Source organism: Clostridium sp. Marseille-Q7071 (assembly GCF_965112025.1).
This window is the reverse complement of record NZ_CBCOPR010000001.1, coordinates 1,915,545-1,936,973: the sequence shown is the minus strand read 5'-3', so window position 1 is coordinate 1,936,973 and position 21,429 is coordinate 1,915,545. Positions and strand designations below refer to the sequence as shown.

General features: G+C 28.0%; 21 protein-coding genes and 1 other annotated feature. Of the genes, 5 read left to right on the top strand and 16 right to left on the bottom strand.

Annotated features, from left to right (window positions below; genetic code table 11):
- The first annotated feature begins 97 nt into the window (after positions 1-97).
- Positions 98-625 (top strand): hypothetical protein, encoded by a 528-nt coding sequence (locus tag ACWPW7_RS08955; protein WP_291562869.1) that lies wholly within the window; start codon positions 98-100, stop codon positions 623-625.
- Positions 626-702: 77 nt separating this feature from the next.
- Positions 703-904, top strand: a binding site (T-box leader).
- 175 nt (positions 905-1,079) lie between these two features.
- Complete coding sequence (gene leuS / locus ACWPW7_RS08950; RefSeq protein ID WP_454053247.1) at positions 1,080-3,518, top strand: leucine--tRNA ligase; 2,439 nt, start codon at positions 1,080-1,082, stop codon at positions 3,516-3,518.
- Between the two features lie 85 nt (positions 3,519-3,603).
- On the opposite strand, the gene ACWPW7_RS08945 is transcribed toward leuS, so the two are convergent.
- The 3 genes from ACWPW7_RS08945 to ACWPW7_RS08935 form a co-directional block, all read right to left on the bottom strand.
- Positions 3,604-4,413 (bottom strand): GNAT family N-acetyltransferase, encoded by an 810-nt coding sequence (locus ACWPW7_RS08945; protein ID WP_454053246.1) that lies wholly within the window; start codon positions 4,411-4,413, stop codon positions 3,604-3,606.
- A 464-nt stretch (positions 4,414-4,877) separates the two neighbouring features.
- Positions 4,878-5,441 carry an HD domain-containing protein gene (locus ACWPW7_RS08940; protein WP_454053245.1) on the bottom strand — a complete coding sequence of 188 codons (564 nt, stop codon included), beginning with the start codon at positions 5,439-5,441 and terminating at the stop codon, positions 4,878-4,880.
- A gap of 129 nt (positions 5,442-5,570) precedes the next feature.
- Positions 5,571-6,173, bottom strand: a complete 603-nt coding sequence (locus ACWPW7_RS08935) for a hypothetical protein (protein ID WP_454053244.1) — start codon at positions 6,171-6,173, stop codon at positions 5,571-5,573.
- Between the two features lie 275 nt (positions 6,174-6,448).
- On the opposite strand from ACWPW7_RS08935, the gene ACWPW7_RS08930 reads away from it, so the two are divergent.
- Positions 6,449-6,964 (top strand): hypothetical protein, encoded by a 516-nt coding sequence (locus ACWPW7_RS08930; RefSeq protein ID WP_454053243.1) that lies wholly within the window; start codon positions 6,449-6,451, stop codon positions 6,962-6,964.
- A 429-nt stretch (positions 6,965-7,393) separates the two neighbouring features.
- Here ACWPW7_RS08930 and ACWPW7_RS08925 read toward each other — a convergent pair whose 3' ends face one another.
- Positions 7,394-8,344 (bottom strand): alpha/beta fold hydrolase, encoded by a 951-nt coding sequence (locus tag ACWPW7_RS08925; protein ID WP_454053242.1) that lies wholly within the window; start codon positions 8,342-8,344, stop codon positions 7,394-7,396.
- Positions 8,331-8,987, bottom strand: coding sequence for a TetR/AcrR family transcriptional regulator (locus ACWPW7_RS08920; RefSeq protein ID WP_454053241.1), 657 nt, complete (start codon positions 8,985-8,987; stop codon positions 8,331-8,333). The genes ACWPW7_RS08925 and ACWPW7_RS08920 overlap by 14 nt, the downstream gene beginning before the upstream one ends.
- A gap of 913 nt (positions 8,988-9,900) precedes the next feature.
- On the opposite strand from ACWPW7_RS08920, the gene ACWPW7_RS08915 reads away from it, so the two are divergent.
- Positions 9,901-10,368, top strand: a complete 468-nt coding sequence (locus ACWPW7_RS08915; protein WP_454053240.1) for a pyridoxamine 5'-phosphate oxidase family protein — start codon at positions 9,901-9,903, stop codon at positions 10,366-10,368.
- A gap of 187 nt (positions 10,369-10,555) precedes the next feature.
- Here the strand turns inward: ACWPW7_RS08915 and ACWPW7_RS08910 are convergent, their stop codons facing one another.
- From ACWPW7_RS08910 to ACWPW7_RS08890, 5 genes are all read right to left on the bottom strand, one after another.
- A complete protein-coding gene (locus ACWPW7_RS08910; protein WP_454053239.1) occupies positions 10,556-10,861 on the bottom strand; it encodes a hypothetical protein in 306 nt (101 codons plus the stop codon).
- Between the two features lie 60 nt (positions 10,862-10,921).
- Positions 10,922-11,746: an aminoglycoside N(3)-acetyltransferase gene (locus ACWPW7_RS08905; RefSeq protein ID WP_454053238.1), complete on the bottom strand. Its 825-nt coding sequence runs from the start codon at positions 11,744-11,746 to the stop codon at positions 10,922-10,924.
- Positions 11,747-11,761: 15 nt separating this feature from the next.
- Positions 11,762-11,944 carry a hypothetical protein gene (locus ACWPW7_RS08900; protein WP_039633958.1) on the bottom strand — a complete coding sequence of 61 codons (183 nt, stop codon included), beginning with the start codon at positions 11,942-11,944 and terminating at the stop codon, positions 11,762-11,764.
- A gap of 1,008 nt (positions 11,945-12,952) precedes the next feature.
- Positions 12,953-13,336 carry a hypothetical protein gene (locus tag ACWPW7_RS08895; protein ID WP_291562903.1) on the bottom strand — a complete coding sequence of 128 codons (384 nt, stop codon included), beginning with the start codon at positions 13,334-13,336 and terminating at the stop codon, positions 12,953-12,955.
- A gap of 522 nt (positions 13,337-13,858) precedes the next feature.
- Entirely contained in the window at positions 13,859-14,650 is a 792-nt protein-coding gene (locus ACWPW7_RS08890; RefSeq protein WP_312575036.1) for a GTP pyrophosphokinase, read from the bottom strand.
- Between the two features lie 147 nt (positions 14,651-14,797).
- Between ACWPW7_RS08890 and ACWPW7_RS08885 the strand changes: the two genes are divergently transcribed.
- The gene (locus ACWPW7_RS08885) at positions 14,798-15,739 is read left to right on the top strand and encodes a DUF2225 domain-containing protein (protein WP_291562909.1); all 942 of its coding nucleotides are present in this window, start codon (positions 14,798-14,800) and stop codon (positions 15,737-15,739) included.
- Between the two features lie 113 nt (positions 15,740-15,852).
- On the opposite strand, the gene ACWPW7_RS08880 is transcribed toward ACWPW7_RS08885, so the two are convergent.
- From ACWPW7_RS08880 to ACWPW7_RS08855, 6 genes are all read right to left on the bottom strand, one after another.
- Positions 15,853-16,542 carry a metallophosphoesterase gene (locus ACWPW7_RS08880; RefSeq protein WP_454053237.1) on the bottom strand — a complete coding sequence of 230 codons (690 nt, stop codon included), beginning with the start codon at positions 16,540-16,542 and terminating at the stop codon, positions 15,853-15,855.
- A gap of 6 nt (positions 16,543-16,548) precedes the next feature.
- The gene (locus tag ACWPW7_RS08875) at positions 16,549-16,815 is read right to left on the bottom strand and encodes an EscU/YscU/HrcU family type III secretion system export apparatus switch protein (protein ID WP_039633949.1); all 267 of its coding nucleotides are present in this window, start codon (positions 16,813-16,815) and stop codon (positions 16,549-16,551) included.
- 324 nt (positions 16,816-17,139) lie between these two features.
- Complete coding sequence (locus ACWPW7_RS08870; protein WP_454053236.1) at positions 17,140-18,780, bottom strand: hypothetical protein; 1,641 nt, start codon at positions 18,778-18,780, stop codon at positions 17,140-17,142.
- An 81-nt stretch (positions 18,781-18,861) separates the two neighbouring features.
- On the bottom strand, positions 18,862-19,143 hold the full coding sequence (locus ACWPW7_RS08865; protein WP_454053235.1) for a DUF503 domain-containing protein: 282 nt from the start codon (positions 19,141-19,143) through the stop codon (positions 18,862-18,864).
- Positions 19,144-19,331: 188 nt separating this feature from the next.
- Positions 19,332-19,679 (bottom strand): FMN-binding protein, encoded by a 348-nt coding sequence (locus ACWPW7_RS08860; protein ID WP_454053234.1) that lies wholly within the window; start codon positions 19,677-19,679, stop codon positions 19,332-19,334.
- 300 nt (positions 19,680-19,979) lie between these two features.
- Positions 19,980-21,395, bottom strand: a complete 1,416-nt coding sequence (locus ACWPW7_RS08855; RefSeq protein WP_454053233.1) for a flavocytochrome c — start codon at positions 21,393-21,395, stop codon at positions 19,980-19,982.
- Positions 21,396-21,429: the final 34 nt, after the last annotated feature.

Genomic DNA, 21,429 nt, shown 5'->3' with positions numbered 1-21,429 from the left:
TTAAAAATAATAAACGAGTCTTTAGATTCATTTGTGAATATACCTAAATTTATAACATGATAATTTAAAATAATATTTTATTGTGAGGTTTTTTAATATGGGAAAACATAATATAAACAATAAAGCAAGTTTTGTTGCAAGAGGTGGAATATATGTAGCACTTAGCTTATTTGTGCTGTACTCCACTTCCTTTTTGCCATTTAACACAATATTTCTTTTAGGAGTAGCTTCAGCTATAATTCCTCTATCAATATTAACTACTAACATACAAAACTCTATTATAGTATATGTGGGTGTTTCCTTATTATCTTACTTTCTACTTCCATTAAAATCTATGTGGTTATCTTATACTGTATTTTTTGGACTTTATGGTTTTATAAAACTTTATATAGAAAAATTAAGAAAAATGTCCTTAGAATTTATATTAAAGATTGTATATTTTAATATATCTATGGGAATATTTTATTTAATTTATAAATTTTTATTTGTGTCCTCACTATCAATACCAGGAAACTTTTTATTTTTAATATTAGCTTATCAATTTATGTTTATAGTTTATGATTATGCAATGACTATATTTATAACCTATGTAGATAGTAATTTTATTCATAAATTAAATAATTAATACCATATACAAAAAATTAGTAAACTATTGACAATAAAAAGATTTTAATTTATAATATGAAATTATTAACTTAATATATTATTGCACTGATTAGGAGTAGTAATATTCATCTTAATTTTCAGAGAGCTGCAGTTTGGTGTAATGCAGTAGTTAAGAACTATGAACTTGCCTAGGAGCTTACTTGTGAAAAACAAGTACGGATTAAACCGTTATATTTTAAAGTGAGGCACTATGCCTAATTAGAGTGGTACCGCGGAATTATAAGTTTTCGTCTCTTTGCGAGATGAAGGCTTTTTTTATTTATAATAACCTTTATATATCTATCTATTAATAAGAAATAGCTAAAACCTGTATTTTAATGCACTGTTTAATGATTTTCATAGATAGAAAAAGTCTATTGTCTTATATCTTATTTAAAATAATAAAAATTCACTATAGATTAGGAGGAAATAATATGGCTAGATATAGCACAGAAATTGATAAAAAATGGCAACAAAAATGGGAAGAAACAGAACTATATAAATTTAATAAAAATAATTTAGATAAAAAACTTTATGTTTTAGAAATGTTCTCTTATCCATCTGGAAGCCAACTTCATGCAGGTCATTGGTTTAACTTTGGGCCTGTTGATTCATGGGCTAGAATGAAAAGAATGCAAGGATATAATGTATTTCAACCAATGGGTTTTGATGCTTTTGGATTACCTGCTGAAAACTTTGCAATTAAAACTGGAATTCACCCAATGGATTCAACAGAAAAGAATATTGAAACTATGGAAAAACAATTAAGAGCTATGGGAGCTATGTTTAATTGGGAAAATTCAGTAGTAACTTGTCGTCCTGACTATTATAAATGGACTCAATGGCTATTCCTAAAATTATATGAAAAAGGTCTTGCATATAGAAAAAATGCACCAGTAAACTGGTGTCCTGATTGTAATACTGTTTTAGCTAATGAACAGGTAATTGATGGTGTTTGTGAAAGATGTTCTAGCGAAGTTACTAAAAAGAATTTAACTCAATGGTTCTTAAAAATTACAGATTACGCTGAAGAACTTCTTAATGAAATCGATAATCTTGATTGGCCAGAAAAAACTAAGTCAATGCAAAAACATTGGATAGGTAAATCTACAGGTTCAGAAGCTACTTTTAAAGTAGATGGCAAAGATATTTCCTTCAACGTATTCACTACAAGAGTTGATACACTATTTGGAGTAACTTATGTGGTTTTAGCTCCTGAAAATGAGCTAGTAGATCAGTTGACTACTGAGGAGTATAAAACTTCTGTAGAAGAATATAAAGAAAATGCTAGAAAGCAATCTGATATAGAAAGACAATCCATAACAAGAGAAAAAACTGGTGTATTTACTGGTTCTTATGCTATAAATCCAATTAACGGAAGAAAGATTCCTATTTGGATTGGAGATTATGTACTAAATACTTATGGAACTGGTGCAGTTATGGCTGTTCCAGCTCATGATGAAAGAGATTTTGCCTTCGCAACTAAATATAATCTTCCAATAGAAAAAGTTATTGAAGGCGGAGAAAATCTTCCATATACTGAATCTGGAAAACTTGTAAACAGTGGAGAATTTGATGGACTTTCTAGTGAAGATGCTAAAGAAGCTATAGTTAATAAGCTTCATGAACTAAGTTTAGGAGAAAAGAAAATAAACTATAGATTAAGAGATTGGTTAGTATCAAGACAAAGATATTGGGGAGCACCAATTCCAATAGTATACTGCGAAAAATGCGGAACAGTACCAGTGCCTGAAAGTAATTTACCTGTAGAGCTTCCATACGACGTTGAATTTACACCAGATGGAAAGTCTCCACTAGCTAAATGTGAAAGCTTTATGAATACCACATGCCCATGTTGTGGTGGACCTGCTAAAAGAGAAGCAGATACTTTAGATACCTTTGTTTGTTCTTCTTTCTACTATTTAAGATATGTAGATAACAAAAATAGTGAAGTTTGTTTTGATAGTGAATTAGCAAATAAAATGCTTCCAGTAGATAAATATGTTGGAGGCCCAGAACATGCTTGTATGCATCTATTATATGCAAGGTTTATAACTAAAGCATTAAGAGATCTTGGCTATATAAACTTTGGAGAACCATTTAAATCTCTAACTCACCAAGGACTTATCTTAGGACCAGATGGACTTAAGATGAGTAAATCTAAAGGAAACACTATATCTCCTGATGGCTATATTACAGAATATGGTTCGGACGTATTCAGAATGTATCTAATGTTTGGATTTGGATATACTGAAGGTGGAGCTTGGAGTGATGATGGAATAAAATCTATAGGTAGATTCGTTGAGAGAATAGAAAGAGTTCTAGAACATTCTATAGCTGAACTTAGAAACAAGGATAATAATAAGGAAGTTATGGAAACTGCTGAAAAAGAACTTAATTATTGGAGGCATTTTGCTATAAAAGGTGTATCTGAAGATGCTGAAAAACTTCAATTTAATACTGCAATAGCAAGAATGATGGAGTTTACTAATGCTCTATCTAAATACCTTAATGAAAGCATTAAAAATCCTGCTTTCCTAAAAGAAGCATTAATAGATTATATTAAGCTTCTTGCACCATTTGCACCTCACTTCTCTGAAGAGCAATGGGAAGCTTTAGGTATGGATTATTCAGTATTTAACGAAAGTTGGCCTGTTTTCAATCCATCTGCCTTAATTAAAGATGAAGTTGAAATAGCAATACAAATCAATGGTAAAATTAAAGCTAAAATTGATGTTCCAACAAGTCTTGATGAAGCTGGAATAAAAGAAGCATCATTAAACAATGAAAATATAAAAGCTGCCCTTGAAGGAAAAACTGTGAGAAAAGTTATAGTAATTAAAGGTAGGCTTGTAAATATAGTAGCTAACTAACAAAAAGTCGTGATTAACCATCACGACTTTTTAAATTAATAATTAACTATATATGTTTACTATAGAAAGAAATTGAAAATAAATTTTAATTATTTAAAAATTCAAAGGCATAGTCACAGTATTTTTTAAATCCTATACCTTCATATATAGCTTTTGCACTTAAATTTCTTATATTTACTTGAGTTATTGGTGTCTTTCCCATTTCTATCAATTTCTCTACCATTTTACTCATAAGAATTTTTCCTAATCCCCTACCCCTATATTCACTTTTTATATAAACAGTAGTAATCTCTCCAAAATGTTTACTAAACTCGCTAAATTTAGCTAGCCCAACTGGAGTATCTTCTCTCCATAATAAATATATCCCATTTTTTAAATCATATTTTATTTTTTTATCATTAGTTAAAGATTTTATGTCATCTTCAGAAGTTGCTTCAAAAAAATCTATATATGCTTCTTTAATAAAATCTTTATCTTTAAAAGTTGCTTTTCTAAAATTAAATTCTCCTATATGTAAATTAGTTTTTTTATCATTATCAAAAATATAATAAAAATTTTTATCTATATTTCTACTTATATTTAATCTTTTTAATATTTCTCTTACATCTTCTTCTCTAGATGCCAAAAGCATACGTGGATTATTTATTCTTTTAATTTCTTTTATAATAATTTCAAAACTTTTTTTATTATTATAATAAAAATTAGTAAAAAGTGAATTTCCATCATCCTTTATATGCAATATAGCTCCTATACTTTTTTCACTATCTATATATAAATCCCCTATATTATTACTTTCGATACAATGTATTATAAAAAGGTTTATCTCCTCTTCTTCATATAAAAATTTTAATATTAACTTTTTTATTTCATCTGTTAAAATCTCTACTTTTACCATAACCATCTTCCCCCATTTATGCAATTGAGAATTGAGAATTGACAATGGACAATTTAAGTTGAAATTATTTTTATAAAAAATAATTTCTTTAAACATGTTTTTTCACTAGCAATATAAAATTGCTAGTTATTATGGCGAACACTGTTCGCCGCTACAGAATAAATTTTCCACCTCTGTGGAACAGTAGCGAAGCCCGTAAGGGTTCCCCTGAGGTGCAGTATAATTCGGAACAATCTTATTGATTTTACAATAATACTATGAAGATAAGAAATAAAATTAAGATGTTAGTTAATGTTGCAAATATAGTGCCATATCATACTGCACCCCAGGGGTTTAAATAGAAAGTAGTTATAAATTAAAATTCTGTGATTACTTTAATTTTATTTAAAATTTATAATTTTGTTGTAAACCCCAGGGGTGAAAAATTAATGTGAATTGATTTCTACTCTAGATATTTCTCATAATTAGAGTAAACTATAGCCTTCTAAATTTAATTCTCTTTCTCTGACTCTAAGTGCTTCTATTATCTCTGTTATGAGTTCAGAAGATTCTAATCCTAGTTCTTCACTGCTTTCCTTAATTATTTCTCTATTTACTCCTTTTGCAAATCCCTTATCTTTTAATTTTTTCTTTACTGACTTTAACTCTAAATCTTCAAAACTCTTTGAGGGTCTAACTAAAGCACATGCTACAATAAAACTTGAAAGCTCGTCTACTGCAAAAAGCGCTTTTGCCATAAGGCTTTCTCTGTACGATTTTGCTTCCTTTGCATGACCATAAATAGCCACTCTTATTTCTTCCTCTACATTTTCTTCTTTTAAAATGTTCTGCCCTTCCTCTGGATGAGTATCAGGATATTTTTCATAGTCTATATCATGCAATAGTCCTACTATAGACCACTTTTCTACATCTTCATTGTATTTTCTTGCAAGCCCTCTCATTGATCCTTCTACTGCAAAGGAATGTTTAAGTAAACTTTCACTACTCATATATTTTTTTAAAATTTCAAATGTTTCTTCTCTTTTCATCTCTTTGCCTCCCTAAAAAATTTATCTATATTATAGACAGAATTTCTCTTTTAGCTAACTAGTTTATTTTTACTATTATAAAATAACTTAAAGAAACTCTGAGTATAGTTGTTTTTTATAAATATTCCTCTATTTAAATTTACATTTTAATAAAACTACTCTATCATAGTTTTTTATAGCTCTATCTACTTCATTTTTTCCATCAAAAATAAAGCTCATAGGACCTATTCCTTCATTTCGCTCTAGCTGTGCAAATAAAATATGCTCTACATCTTTTTCTATCGTTACTTCGTTGTTATAGAATCTCCTAGTTCCATTTAAGTTATTACTAAAGTCTATGTTAATTTTAGCTGAATTACTAAACTCATCACCTATAGCAGTAAACTTAAATTCCCCTTTATCACTATATTTATCAGAGTATTGATATAAGCTCATAGTTATATATTTTAAAGTATCGTCTTTATCTAAAGATATAGTTGCCGTATTATCTTTCCCTATAAGCTTTCCTTTTTCATAGACACATAAGCTTATCTCAATATCATCATAATCTTTTAAACTTCCAATTATCTTAAAAGCCTTAAAATCAGTATCAATAGTACCTTGTAATAGTTCTTTTTGTTCTTCCGAAAAATCACTAAGAACAATTTTAGGTTCTGTTTTTTCACAGCCTAATAATAAAATACAACTTATTGTTAAAAAAGCTATAATCAAGACTTTACTAGTTTTCCCCATATACTTTACCCCTATAAATTTTTATCAATGTACCATAAGACTTATTCAACATTTTTAATTATTAAACAATATTAATTTATTTATATTATTCTTTTTTGTAGTTATTAAAGTTCTTATATTAAGGATATATTAACATATTATTGTAAAATATGTTAATATAATAATAATGTACTCTTTAATTAGGTAATTCTATGAAAAGATTTATAATATTTAAAATGCTTTATCTAATATATGGAAAAAAGTCAAGTGAAAAATTATTTATAGGAGGTAATGTTATGAAATTTAAAAAGTTAATTCCTATGCTTCTAATAGTATTTATTATTCCACTTTTCTTAATAGGATGCAGCAAAGCAAATACTGAAGAAAAATTAATAGAAGATTTTCTTCATGCTTTCTATGACATAGAAGATTACACTAAAGTTGATCTTAATGAAACTATTGATAAATTTCCTAATGATCAATATACCCTTAGATATAAAGAATTATTATCAGATAATGCCTTTAAAGCAACTACATCTGATAGAGCTAATTATATGTATATACGCCACTTAATTGCCAATAAAACTAATTCTAAGTTCGTAGAATTGAAAGATTTTAAAAAAAGTGATACAGATAAAGTTTATAATTTTAAGGCTATAATAAATCTAAATAATGTAGAAAAAAATACTAAAGATGATGTAGAGCTTATAGGCCAAGTTACTATAGATAAAGTTGATGACAAACTGATAATATCCCAAATTAACAAATTAACTGATGTAGATTTATATTCAAAACTACCAATTCGTCCTTAATTTTTGAATAAAATAATTAGTTATATATTTATAAATAACTGATTATTCTATTTTATTTTTTATATTTAAAACCTATTAAAAGAGATACTATAAAACAATACGCTCTACTTTAATAAAAATATCTATTTATTAGAATGAAATATATTCCTCACTTTTTTTAACTTGCATGACATCAATTCTACTTTCAACTAATAATTATACTGAATTTATAAATTACTTACCTCATGATTATTTTACCACATAATTAGACTAATTCATTCATGACATTGATAATTGATAGAAGTAATGGTTCCCCTAAAATAAAAAAAGAGCTTATTGCAACTCACATTTATGAATTGACAATAAGTTCTCTATAAGTATACTGTTTTATTTAAGTTAGCAGCCAAAAAAGTATAGGCACTTCTTATTCTTGTTATTAGCTTTTTACTATTAATCTAAAAATTTCCTTAGTTCTTCTGCGATTGCTTTAGATTGCGTGTGGTGAAGATAGTGTGTTCCTGGCAATTCAACCACCTTACCCTTAGATGAGTTTTCAATTTGCTGTTCATGAAGCTCAAGCCATCCTTCTATAGACGTTTCGCTTGCTTCAGCTACGAATAGTAATAAAGGGACTTCCTTTGGAAACGACAGACTTTTTGCCGAATCAAAACTCTGCCCTAGTGACTTTAGTTCATTTCGCACAGTCTCATTTCCCATATTTTTCATGGTAATCATGCGCAATTGATCAGAAGACTCTTCATTCATATTTTCACCCATGAAGCTTTCAGGATTCAATTTTACTATCAATCTGAAGATTCCTGATTTTTGCACGAAGTTGATTAATCTATCATCAAAACCTGGCCAAGGTTGGTTCGGAACACTTGAATCAATCCCAACAAAAGCTTTGACACCCTCAGAAAAAGTATTGACATAGTTCAACCCATAAATGCCTGCAATTGAGTGACCCATCAAAATAAAGGAGTCTATATTTAATTGTTTAACAACATCATGAATCTCCTCAACCATATTTTCTGCTGTTCGCTCACGCTCCGTTTGCCCGCTTAATCCATAGCCAAAGGGTTCGATAACAACCACACGATAATCACTTTTAAGTTCATCAATCAGCGGCTTGAAATCAATACTTGGACTTGCCGTGCCATAGCCTGTTAAAAGAACAATTGTTTCTTCGCCCTTACCTTCAATAAGTACGTTCATCGTGCCATCAAAAACCTCTAATTTCTGTCCATAATCTACAATTTTCTTAGCCTCACTTCGTAAACTTAAACGGTGAGCTGTAAAGATTCCCCCCAATGCTAAGGCTATTATCAGTACAAGTACAAGAGCACTTATCTTTAGGATATGCAGAATTTGTTTAATACCACTTTTTTTATTTTCGTTCATTTTCTGCCTCCTCTTTCTTTATTTCACTAATAATTTTTTCTATAATTTCATCGCTTAGTACATCAACTCCTATACCATCGAAGACATATTTCGCTGCATAAACTTTATCCCAAAAAGTATCTATAGTGTTGGGAAATAAAGATACCATAAACCAAGTATTTAATAATAGGACAATAATCTCTGAAATCTGCTTTGGGAACTTCACATCAAGTGATCCATCCCTGTTTCCTTCGTCTATGTATAATTCAACTTGGGGTGATAGGACCTCGTTGCTATTAATCATACGCATCATGAAAAATTTTGGATTATTAAATAAAGGAAATGCCATCCCAAATGAAGCTCTAACATCTTTATTAATTAGCGTTTCCATTAGTAAATGTTGAATTTTTTCTAAACCATTTAGATCTTGGCGCTTACTAATCGCCTCTATATACTCTGAGCCTGGAACAAGTCGCTTTACAACTGCATCAATAATCTCTTCTTTTGATCTAAAGTGGTGGTAAATCGCTCCACGCGACAAGCCATCTAATTCGTTGACAATATCTTGGATGGTCGTTTTCTCATAACCTTTTTCTACAAACAGCCGCGTCGATGCATCTAAAATATCTCTAATTGTGTCTTCAGTACTATACCTTTTACTCATTACTCAGCTCTCCTTCTAACAAACATTTAGTCGGTATGTTCTAGACCACACTCCATTTCAATTTATGTAAACAAACTTAATCACTTATCATAAATTTCTAGTTTCTTTTGGGTTAAAAGATAATTTCCTTAACGGTTCTATTCTCTAACCCTGTTTTTAGTGCTGTCTCCTAAGACATTCTTTAATCCCCCTTTAATCTTTTTCCGAAAAAACATTCATTCGGTATGTTTTATATTACGCTCTATTTTACTTTATGTCAACAAATTAAATCACTTGTTGTAAAGTTCCTTCTCGCTTAAAGGATAGTTGCTTAATAGTTCTATTCTCTAGTCGACATTCACAATGATATCCGTAATTTTTTCGGCACAGTTATTGAACTAATAGAATCATCACCTATGCAAAAAATTACCTTACCTCGTAAGAAATAGGAAAAAGAAGCAATAAAATTCTATGCTAAAGAAGAATTAAAAGAGCTTTTGACACATCTTTCGCTTTCTAAAAACGATAAGATTAAGACTTTCTTTCCAGTGATCGCCTTTACTAGTATTAAAAAGTCAGAGGTTCTAAGCTTCCACAGGAACCACAAATGATTTACATACTGGTGAGAAGTTCGTCAGTTATATCAAGTTTTAATTTTTACAAGGCACATCTCTTTCATTTCAAAACAAAAAAGCTCACAAACATCACTCATCACAGCATTTGCAGATTTCAATTTTTCTCCCCCACGGCCCCTTCCATTCTATACTATTAATTTATTTTATCATTAACTCAAAGTTTTAATTAATAATTACATAGAGTTCTACAGTATATAATGTGAAACTTACAATATATTTATATATTACATATAATTAAAAGATATGTTAATATAAAACTAATCTTATTTAAATAATTAAAAGATGTGGAGGTATTTTCAATGTTTAAAGAGATGATAAAGATTAACAAGGCAATGGACGATAAAGATATATTTGCACTATTAGAAAGAGGACAAGAAGGCACTTTAGGTACTATAGGTGAAACTGGTTATCCTTACTGTACAACTTTAAATTATGTATACTACAATGATGCTATTTATTTTCATTGTGCTCCTGTAGGACATAAACTTGATAATATAAGTTTTAATAATAAAGTATGTTTTTCAATTGTTGATAATGTTGAAGTTTTATCTAAAACATTCAATACTAAATTTGAAAATGTAATAATCTTTGGAAAGGCTGAAAATATTGAAGAAGAAAAAGAAAAAAAGGCTGTATTACTAAAATTTATTGAAAAATATTCTTCTGATTTTATGGAAGAAGGAAAAAAATATATAGATAAAGCTTTTTCTAAAGCTAACATTATAAAAATTAGTATAGATCATATAACAGGAAAATGTAAAAAGTAAATTATTTTTAAAGGCAAATGTAGATTTCTAATCTGAATATTCGATATATTCAGATTAGAAATCTCTTTAATAGAAACTATTAGCAAATTGTATAAATTCAAGCTTTATTTTAATCTTTTATAAGATATTGAAGATATCAATGTTTTATTTAATAGTCCTAAAAGAATAGTATTTTCTTTTACATGCCTTATTCTAAATATCTTTTAGGTAAAGCTATTTTTTTAAGCCTAACTATAATAAAAAATATTATTCTATCTATAAAAATAATTGTAAGGATAAATAAAAAGCTTATAGTATATTTTTCATAAAAATAAGCAGTAGCAATACAATATATTGCAGTTATAAACTTCCATAAGAATTGAATTCTTAAAAAGCTCTTCATATCTTTAATGTGATACCAATTATTCCTGTTATCTACTCTTTCATTATTTATAAAACCATAAATTATTAAAAACATGGCATAAATAATACAAATTATAGATAGTACATTCATAGAATACGCCTCCGAAATTATTGATTCTATGATTATTATATGTAGATGCTAAATAAGCTTCTACTTTAATAAATTCTTACTCCCCTTATTTTTCTTAAACCATTCTGTTGCAAAATCTACTGCTGTTTTTTGATGAAATAATCTACTCTCAGCTTGTCCTACCAATCCTCTACTCACATTATGCTTTTTCTCAAATTCTAAGCCTATAGAATTAAAATCTTCACTATCTAAATCAATATCCCTAAAAGTCTTCCAAACTCTCTTACCATTTTCTAAAATAGGTGCAGCTAATTCTGTATACATTCTTACATTAGATTTATATTCACTTAAGTGAAAAGAGGTATTATTCTCATAAGGTACTCCTAGCAGTAGTACATATCCATTTATATTATAAACTTTTCCTAGAGGTGATGTCTCTCCTAGTGAATCCTCCAAATTATGAACCCCTATAATATCTTCTGAATCCTTACCCCAGGCAGTAAAAGAAGCCTGTGGATGATCACTCCTTAACACATTAGGAAAGCTTCTAAAAGCTTCTGCAATTCTTCCCATTCCTCTTGTAGGGGTTATATGTTTATCAAAGGCAGGCATAGTTTCTCTAATTATTTCATACCATTGTTCAGGTACAGGAGGATTTCCCCAATAGCAAGGTTCTGAGTAATCTCCTGTTTGAGCTGGCATAATAATGTTGCCTTCCACTGTAATTATATCCATAAGTGATTTTATTACTGATACAGCCCCTCCACAAACCCAGCCTATAGAACTTAAAGAGGAATGTACAATAACAGTCATTCCTTTTTTAAGTCCCAATGCAGTTAAATCTTTTTTTAGGCTTTCTATAGTGTTTATAGTATTGGTATTTTCTATTATAATTCCCTCTCTCATTTCTTCTACCTTCCCTTATTTAAAATCCTCTGGAAAATCTACAGTAAAATCAAAAACTGTACCACAATCAGTACAAACATTAGCATAGAGTTTTGATCCTAATGCAAAAATTTTGTCCATAGGTTCTAATAATATAGTTTTGCTTGCAGCTCTTTTAATTTCAGTAGAATTACATTTAGGACACTTTAGTTCTTCCACAATATATTCCCCCTTTAATCCATTAACTACTTATTCTTTTAATATCCATTAAATCCTTTTTAACATAATAGTTTATTTATAGCTATATTCTTTTTACTGATTTCTTTAAGAATTTTTATTGAAAGAATATATTTTTATTTTTTTAAATAATTTTTTATTCATCTCTCTAAAATTTCTATCTATAATATAATTAATTAATATGTTGAGTAGGTTCTTATAAATAGAGAAAATAATACTTATAGCTTGTATATTTCCTTAGCCAATTTATTATTAATTTTTTAATATTTAATTCTTATATGTGTATTTAGTGTATTTTCGAATTTTTAAAAAGGTATCCTAACTATATATATTCAATTGCTCATGATAGTATCCGGCATTTGTATAATAATAGCTTCTAAAAATTTAAAGATATTGTTGGAGTTTTAAATATTAAGACTTCAAGCTGGATTTTCTTTATAATAATAGGTTTCACTTGTATAATATTAAATGACTTTTTTAAAGTAGCTATTGAAGTTAAAGAGGAAAATGATTTAACAATGTAAATTTTAGTGAAATATGATGATTTTATGAATTATGAAATTATATTTTTTTCAAATAAGAAATAATTATCTATGGAAAATTTAAAAGAAAATACTCTTCAAATAATATAAAGCAAATAAATTCTTTAGATGTAAAAATAGATATTTAGAGATGTTAACAGTTCATTTAAATTTGTACACAAATTCTTTTAAATAGAAATTATAAGCATTTCAATAAATGTAAGGTCACTTTAAAAGAGATTTATTATAATAATTAAAATTTTAAGAATTTCTTTTAAAATGACCAATTTCCATATTATTTAGAAACAAAAATACCAGAGGTTGCTCTCTGGTTCTACTTCGCTTAATTAGCATATACTAACTTTTATTTTAGTTAAAATACATATAAGCAAAACGATATATATATATATCATAGCAATCTATTTAATCAGTTACTTAGGCTAAAATATCTTAATAAAACATACATATTTTATTTTTTCTGTAAAAAAACATCTATTAGCTCGATATCTCTTAAATCTTTTTCTCTTCCCAGTTTTATCTTATGTTTTCTTATGCTTTCTAAACTTCCTACAGGAAGATCATTAATTAATTCCACATTATCTACGTTCCATTCTTCAAAAACCTCTAATCCTTCATTTACCCTTATTACTCTTGAACTATCTTTTAAAACTACTGGTTTATATCCATTTTTAATTAAGTTTTCAAATAAAAACTTGCTACAGCCTAAGTCAATATCTCTAGTTTCGGTCTTCACTCCGTGCATAACTAATGACGCACCTGCTAAAACCCAATAATGCTCCTTAGGAAAATTTAATTCTTCTAATATCCCCATAATATCTTCTCTTTTTAACATATATCCTCCTTATATTAAAAATATATTACATTTAAATTTAATCTATATATTTATATAATCTTATTATTGAATTATTAGAATTTTGCCTTATACAATACGAATTAACAATTGGCAATGGAAAATTATTGATACTTCTCTTTTATAAGAGAAGTTTTTAATTGATTTCTTTTTGAAGTGACCTAGTCACTTCTTATAAAGTACTAGTAATTGTATTTCTATTAAAAAATCTATTAAAGAAATTAGTTTTAATTAAACTAATCTCCACCATAATTGTCAATTGTCCATTTTCAGTTCTCCATTAACTAAAGTTGCCAATGAAATATTTAATGGCATAAATATTAGTTATATATTAACTTTTTATGTAATATATCTATATATACTATAATTATAGATAATTATGATAAAATTAAAAAATTCTTATTAAGAATAGTTGTAATCTACTAGTTAATACTTATTAAGTCATCCTAATTATATAAAATATCCTATAATATAAATACAAAGCATAACACCAATATATCGGTCTTATGCTTTGTATTTATCTAGCGTCTTTTTTGTAGCCTCTAATAGACTACTAAGTTCAAATACTTCACCTTCTTCTAAAAGCTTATTTAACTGTTCAGTATATCTTGAAGCCTCTAAAAGTTTTCCTAAAGATGAAAGTGTTAAAATATTTTCAACTATGTCTGTAACCAGGCTAGATTTCACCTCAAATAATTTCTGAGCATCTTTAATTTCATCTTTTATCTCAAGCATTTGTTCATCTAATTGAAAGGCTGCATCTGCCGCAGTTTTTAATTTCATTCTTACATCCTTAGGTATATCGTGTTTATATTTATAATTTAAAGAATGCTCTACTGTAGCCCAGAAATTCATAGCTAAAGTTCTAATTTGAAACTCTGCTAAAATTTCTGTTTGTCCATCAGCCATATTTACTGGATATTTTATAATCATATGATAGCTTCTATAACCACTTGTCTTAACATTAGTTACATAATCTTTCTCATAGATTATTTGCATATCCTTTCTTTGTCTAATTAAATTAACAACTTTTTCTATATCATCAACAAACTGGCACATAATTCTTATACCAGCTATATCTTCCATTTCATATTCTATTCTATCTAATGGTATGTTAAATTTATTTGCTTTTTCTAAAATACTAGATACTTCCTTAACTCTTGCAGTTACAAATTCTATTGGAGAATATTCATTTTTTCTTCTAAGTTCTCTTCTAATACTTCTAAATTTAACTTTAAGTTCTTCTACTGCCTGTTCATAAGGAATTAAAAATTTTTTCCATTCTCTTATTGCCATATGTAAGTCACCCTTCACAAATATTAAATTGTTACGAAATATATATTAGATTATATATATAATATAATGTTATTATAGAAAAATATCAATGATTTAGATATAATATTGTATTTATTGTTTATTTAGCGGTTTATGGAGGATTTTATTATGAAAAATATTTTTTCTGGATTAGAGGATCTAGGATTTGAAGAGATAGAGAATCTTCAAATATATAAGGTAGAAAAAAGCACAGACAAAAAAGAAGAAGTTGAAAATAATTTATATGAGTCTTTACTTTATCATAAGACTATAGACTGTCCTGTATGTAATTATAAATTTAAACAACTTGCACTTAAAAGTACTTCTTATAGAATGATTTCAAAAGACTCAGATTTTTTTATAAGATATGATCTTATAAATCCTTATTTTTATGATGTTTATATTTGTGAAAGCTGTGGGTATTCAGCTTTAAAATCTGACTTCTATAAAATAATGACTGTTCAAAAAGATTTAATACTTAAAAATGTAACTTTAAAATTTAAACCAAGAACTTATCCTGATAAATATACATTAGAAATTGCTATAGAAAGATATAAAATGGCACTATTAAATGCAGTTTTTATGGATGCTAAACCTAGTCAGAAGGCTATGATTTGTTTGAAACTATCATGGATGTATAGATTAGGTAATTCAGACTATCATAATGAAATGGAACGAACCTTTTTAAGCTTTGCATTAAAAGGCTTTAACGATGCCTATTACAACGAGACTTTACCTTTATATGGCATGGATAAGTTTGTTATGATGTATCTAATAGGTGAATTAAATAGAAGATTGCTAAATTATAATACAGCTCTTGTATGGTTTAGCCAAGTATTAACTGCTCCTAATGTAAAGCAAAGTTTAAAAGAATTAGTCAGAACTCAAAGAGACCTAATTAGAGAAGCAGAAATTATTAAAGCTAAGCTTGAAAAAACTAGTGATATCCTTGATGATAATTTTAACTTTGATAGTAAAGATGAAAAAGACCATATTCAAGAAGTAAATAATAAAGAAGATAAATCTAAAGGAATCTTTTCAAAAATCTTTAATTCTAAAAATCGTGATTAGCTAATCACCACTTTTAAAATTAAAGATGTGAATGAAAAATTGATATTATTATTCACAATTTTTCATTCACAATTTATATATTTATAACCTGTATGTTATAAATATATAAATTTTTATGGTAGTATTAATTTTGGTGAAAAATCTATATAATCGCAAGAAGTTAATATATAATCTATACCATTTTTAATCCCTTCAAAGGCATAATTTAAAGCATTACCATGAATATGCCCATAAATAACCTTCTCTACTCCATATTCATTTAATATTTCAGTAAATCCATTTTCTTCTTCAATACTATTTACTGGTGGGTAATGAAGCATAACTATAAATTTTTCATAACCAGCTTTTTTAGCACTATCTAAAGATAATCTAAGTCTTATAAGTTCTCTTTCATAAATTTTTTTGTCATGAGCAGTAAATTTAGAACTTATTGGAGTAATCCATCCTCTACTGCCACAAATTCCATAATCCTCATAAGTAAAAAAATTATTTTGTATAAAATCCATATTATCATAAAGAGAATTAAGCTTTGTTATACTAGTCCACCAATAATCATGGTTTCCTCTTACTAATATTTTTCTTCCTGGAAGTCTATTTATAAAGTCTAAATCTTCCTTACCTTCTTCCATCCTCATAGACCAAGAAATATCTCCTGCAATTAAAACCGTATCTTCTACCTTAATGGTTTCTAGCCAATTATTTTTTATTTTTTCATCATGTTTATACCATTTATCTCCGAAAACATCCATAGGCTTATCTCCAGTAGATGCTAAATGGAAATCAGATATAGCATATAATGCCAATATTTATCACCTGCTCTTCATCCTATTGTCAATATCCATAACATATGCAATGACCTTTGCTACCACGTCATAAAGCTCTAAAGGGATTTCATCTCCTACGTCTACATTAGTAAGAAGATTTGCCAACTCTTCATTTTCAACTATAGGAACTTCATTTTCCTCTGCTTTTTCTAGAATTTTATCTGCGATATGCCCCATGCCTGCTGCAGTAACCTTAGGTGCAGTAGCTCCATAATCATATTTTACTGCAGCAGCTTTTTTTACATTTTTCATTTTACCACACCTTTATAAAATAGTTAATTAATATGTATAACTAAAATATTTTAAAATTTAATTGGTTTTGTAGCGGCGAACATTGTTCGCCATCTTTCTTTTATACATATTATAATTTAATATCAATAAGAAAGTGTTATGGCGAACGCTGTTCGCCGCTACAATCAGACAATTGACAATTATAGTGAAAATTAATTTCTCTAAATAAATTTTTTAATAGAAGTGGCTGTGCCACATGAAAAAAATCAATTCAAAACTTCTCTTATAAAAGAGAAGTATTAATAATACTCCATTGTCAATCGTCAATTTTCAATTGAATACTAGTTATACCCTTACATTAATTATACTTAAATCATTATCATCAAAAAATTCCCTACAATTTGATAATGTAAATTTTTCTATTTTTTCTTTAATGTTAACATTAAAAACATATGAATTACAACTTAAATCTTCAATAAGCTTATATCTATAAGCCTCTAATACATCCATAAAAGCCTTTTGTGAATGAATATCTATATTTATATAGTCGTTATTTACATTAATAAAAGCGTCTACTACTTCCATATTTAACGTTCTTATACTTGTAGCAATTTTAATATTTCTAGAATCTATCTTTTTGCCCTTACCTCTTTCATCTTTAATTACAAGCTTACAGTCGTAATCTTGCTCTTTAATATTCATAGGTACATTTAAATAATAGTAATCATTGCTTAAAGTGTTGAAAACTTTAAAATCATGCATTTTACTTTCAATAAGTTGCATTACCTTGTTGAATGTAGATGGACTATCTTCATTAGTCTTTATAAGTTGCATAATTCCATCTTTCATCATAGATACTTTTTCTTTTATTTCACTTTTAACTATATCAGAAGTAGGAACTTTAAATTTTAAGTCTATATCCTTTTCAATAACTTTATTTTCTTTTATATCTTTAGTAACTTTATCATCTATAATCTTACCTTCTTTTGAAGTAATGATTTCCTTTTCTATCACTTCATTACTATTAATATTTTTTTCTTCGTTTTTAACTAAAAGATTTTTCTCATCAATAACAACTTTATTATTAATTTCTTTATCTGATATCTCTTTGCCTTGTAAAGCAATGTCTTTTACAGTATTATCAAAACTCTCATTTTTTATTACCTTGTTCTCCGCATCTAATGTTGTTAATGATTTATCCGGAATAGTTTTCTCCTTAGAAATTTTATTATCTACAGTCATATCTTTATTCTCAATATTTAATGCTTCTAATACTTCTTGAATATTTTTAACTACTACTGAGTCTTCTTTATTAATATTATTGAAACTTTTTATATTTTCTTCTGTAATTGGTATGTTCTCTTCCTTCATCATTAGTAATGAGTTTAAATCTAAAGTCTTTAGAGAAGAGAAAAAGTTCTTTAAAGTATTTTTAACCATAACTCCCTTTTCACTATTAGGTTCTATATTTTTTGCTGTTAAATACTTTTCTATAAAATTATCTTCTTCTCCAGGTGTTATATTTATTTTATTAGTAAAGTCAACTATAGTTTTAACCTCATCAAAGTTTTCTTGAGTTAATGGAATATTAAATTTGAGCATTTCCTTTAATATATACTCATCGCCTTTTGAAATTTTTAATCCTAAGTTTTTTATTACTTCTTCTAATATGCTTTTGCTCTCTAAAGGTATTAAGGCTTCTAGAGGTTTACTGTCCCCACCTAATACTAAAGTTAATTTTCCTTCACTAAAATCATCTACTACAAATTTTAATAAATAATTTTCTAACAGGGTATCCTCAATAAAGCCATCTATTTTAGCAGGAAATTGTCTTCCATCTAAAAGTCTTATTACAATTTCACCACTTTCCTTATTGATATTTAATATCCTTGCACTAAAGCTATCTCCCTTTCTGAAAGTAGTTTTATTAAAATCTTGCTGAGTAGCCTGATTTTGAACCATGTTGATTTTCCAAATACCAGACATAATATCTCTCCTTAAAGGTATCTATATTTACTTTAATTATCGTAAAGAATCTATATTTATTGATAACATAAAGGAAAGCTTTTATAATATTTCTGTTTCTATACCCTCAATATTGGCCTCACAATTTTTTTCTATATAATCTATAACCTTTTGTAATACACTATCACCATGACTGCTACTACTACTCACTAGCGCAATTCCAATTACTATAGTTTGATGTATATCTTGATTTTCTACCTCTGCAATAGACACATTAAACTTATGTTTTACCTTATCTATTATACTTTTAACAATCATCCGTTTTTCCTTTAATGAGTGTACCCAAGGTGCACCTAATTTTATTTTCGCTATAGCTATAATCATAATAACATCTCCTATAAATAGATTTTGTTAATTTATTTAAAATAGTATTTAAAGATAAAATAAATATTTTCTTTAAAATGTCTAAATATATTATTTATGTTCTAATAATTACTATTCCTTTTTCTATTATAATATATAAAAAAGGCCTCCCGATTTTCATCAGTAAGACCTTGTCCAATTCTTTTTATCTATTTTGCTTGCTCTAAAGCTTTATCTACAGCTTCTACAACACCATTACTTGATCCTGTTGCTCCTGAAATTGCTTCTATTTTCTCAGTTGTTTGTTTTTCTTTAATTGTTTTGATTATCTCTTCTATCGCTTTATCTCCAAGACCTTCAGTTTCTTTTTGCTCAACAACTTTAATATCTTCTATTTTTCCATCCTTAACTTCTACAGATACCTTTATATCACCTTTAAATCCTTTTCCAACACCTTCATGGATTCCGTCTTTGTAAGCCGCTTCTTTACTTCCACATCCTACTAATATCCCCATTGTTAATATTGATGATAATAATACGATTACTACTTTTTTCATTCTAAATTCCTCCTTAGTGATATTAAATTTTCAATGCAAATAATTACTAATATCACATAACAAAATTATTCTTTGATAATTTCTCTCAATAAATATACCATAATTTTTCTACATTGTATACAGTTTGTTTTTAACTCATTTTACTCATAGTTCCCCATAATGTTCCATTATAAAATTAATATATATCTAAAATAATTGTTACTTATTTAATATCTAAATTTATAATTCACAGTTTATACTTATAAATGCTTCTACTATAAAAAACAAACTTATAAAGAATTTATTTTACTAGCAATAGTATTATTTTAAATTTTTTGCTGCAGTTTGTCCTGCCCTTCTTCCATAAACTATTATATCTGCTAGTGCATTTCCGCCAAGTCTATTTCCACCATGAATTCCTCCAGTAACCTCTCCTGCTGCATAGAATCCTGATATAACTTGTCCATCTTCACCAATTACTTCTCCATCGGTATTAATTTTAACTCCACCCATAGTATGATGAACTGCTGGTGTAACTTCAATTGCATAAAATTTTGGACTTTCTAAACTTACTGCCATATCAGTTCTTTGGAATTCTGTATCATTGTTAGATTTTTGAGCTTTATTATATGTTTCAACTGTTGTAGTTAAATTAGCTTTATCTATATCTAATTTTTCAGCTAATTCTTCTATAGAGTTTCCCACAGTAACTAAATCCATACTAAAATATTCTTCTATAGATTTTAATCCCTTTCTCAATTCTTCATCAAAAAATAAGTAACCAACCTTGTCTTTTTGATCTAATATAGCTTTTGAAACAACATCTCTAGTTAATAATTCATTGATAAATCTTTTACCATCTTTGTTTACAAGTATTGCACCATTACCTCTTACTGCTTCAGTAATCATAATACCTTTTCCTGGAACTACCGTTGGGTGAGTTTGTATTTCACTCATATCTACAAAAGCAGCACCTACTTTTTTAGCTAATACAATTCCATCTCCAGTAGCCCCCGGGTGATTTGTTGTATCAAATCCTTCTAACTCAGCTTTATTTTCTACAACCATTTCCTTATTAGCTGAAAATCCTCCAGCAGTTAATATAACACTTTTAGTATTTATTGTGTATTCTTTACCTTCTTTATTTGTAGCTTTAACAGCTGAAATTTTCCCTTCTTTATCTTTAACTATTTCCACAGCCTCATTCATCGTTCTAATATCAATTTTCTTATCTTCTGAAACCTTTTTTAATGTTGAAATTATATTAGGTCCTACCGCTGATCCCCCTGTTGGCCTATGAATCCTTCTAACTGAGGCCCCTCCTGCCGCTCCAACATCTGATAAATCAGCACCTAAACTTTCTAACCATTCAACAGTATCTTTTGCTTCTTCAGTTAATACTTTAACTAACTCTTCATTATTCTTATTATATCCACCTTTCATAGTATCTTTAAAGAATAATTCGGCACTATCTTCAATTCCAGCTTTTTCTTGAGCTTTTGTTCCAGCAGCATTCAATCCACCTGTTGCACGAGTTGTATTTCCTCCAACCATAGGCATCTTTTCTAAAACAACAATTTTAGCTCCACTTTCCTGTGCCTCAACAGCTGCTGCAAGACCTGCCCCACCTGCCCCTATAATAACAATATCTGCACTTTCCGTTTTACTTCCACAACCAACTAATAACGGAATAGTGATTATAGCTGTCATTGCTAAGGCTAATATCTTCTTTTTCATTTTTCTTCCCCCTAACAGAAATTATCTATGGCTA

Bases quoted from the DNA above. Each gene is read 5' to 3' on its own strand.
- ACWPW7_RS08895 (WP_291562903.1), bottom strand. From the start codon at position 13,336: ATGTTAAAAAGAGAAGATATTATGGGGATATTAGAAGAATTAAATTTT.
- leuS (WP_454053247.1), top strand. From the start codon at position 1,080: ATGGCTAGATATAGCACAGAAATTGATAAAAAATGGCAACAAAAATGG.
- ACWPW7_RS08935 (WP_454053244.1), bottom strand. From the start codon at position 6,173: ATGGGGAAAACTAGTAAAGTCTTGATTATAGCTTTTTTAACAATAAGT.
- ACWPW7_RS08940 (WP_454053245.1), bottom strand. From the start codon at position 5,441: ATGAAAAGAGAAGAAACATTTGAAATTTTAAAAAAATATATGAGTAGT.
- ACWPW7_RS08945 (WP_454053246.1), bottom strand. From the start codon at position 4,413: ATGGTAAAAGTAGAGATTTTAACAGATGAAATAAAAAAGTTAATATTA.
- ACWPW7_RS08930 (WP_454053243.1), top strand. From the start codon at position 6,449: ATGAAATTTAAAAAGTTAATTCCTATGCTTCTAATAGTATTTATTATT.
- ACWPW7_RS08955 (WP_291562869.1), top strand. From the start codon at position 98: ATGGGAAAACATAATATAAACAATAAAGCAAGTTTTGTTGCAAGAGGT.
- ACWPW7_RS08870 (WP_454053236.1), bottom strand. From the start codon at position 18,780: ATGTCTGGTATTTGGAAAATCAACATGGTTCAAAATCAGGCTACTCAG.
- ACWPW7_RS08925 (WP_454053242.1), bottom strand. From the start codon at position 8,344: ATGAACGAAAATAAAAAAAGTGGTATTAAACAAATTCTGCATATCCTA.
- ACWPW7_RS08890 (WP_312575036.1), bottom strand. From the start codon at position 14,650: ATGGCAATAAGAGAATGGAAAAAATTTTTAATTCCTTATGAACAGGCA.
- ACWPW7_RS08915 (WP_454053240.1), top strand. From the start codon at position 9,901: ATGTTTAAAGAGATGATAAAGATTAACAAGGCAATGGACGATAAAGAT.
- ACWPW7_RS08885 (WP_291562909.1), top strand. From the start codon at position 14,798: ATGAAAAATATTTTTTCTGGATTAGAGGATCTAGGATTTGAAGAGATA.
- ACWPW7_RS08865 (WP_454053235.1), bottom strand. From the start codon at position 19,143: ATGATTATAGCTATAGCGAAAATAAAATTAGGTGCACCTTGGGTACAC.
- ACWPW7_RS08905 (WP_454053238.1), bottom strand. From the start codon at position 11,746: ATGAGAGAGGGAATTATAATAGAAAATACCAATACTATAAACACTATA.
- ACWPW7_RS08920 (WP_454053241.1), bottom strand. From the start codon at position 8,987: ATGAGTAAAAGGTATAGTACTGAAGACACAATTAGAGATATTTTAGAT.
- ACWPW7_RS08860 (WP_454053234.1), bottom strand. From the start codon at position 19,679: ATGAAAAAAGTAGTAATCGTATTATTATCATCAATATTAACAATGGGG.
- ACWPW7_RS08875 (WP_039633949.1), bottom strand. From the start codon at position 16,815: ATGAAAAATGTAAAAAAAGCTGCTGCAGTAAAATATGATTATGGAGCT.
- ACWPW7_RS08855 (WP_454053233.1), bottom strand. From the start codon at position 21,395: ATGAAAAAGAAGATATTAGCCTTAGCAATGACAGCTATAATCACTATT.
- ACWPW7_RS08910 (WP_454053239.1), bottom strand. From the start codon at position 10,861: ATGAATGTACTATCTATAATTTGTATTATTTATGCCATGTTTTTAATA.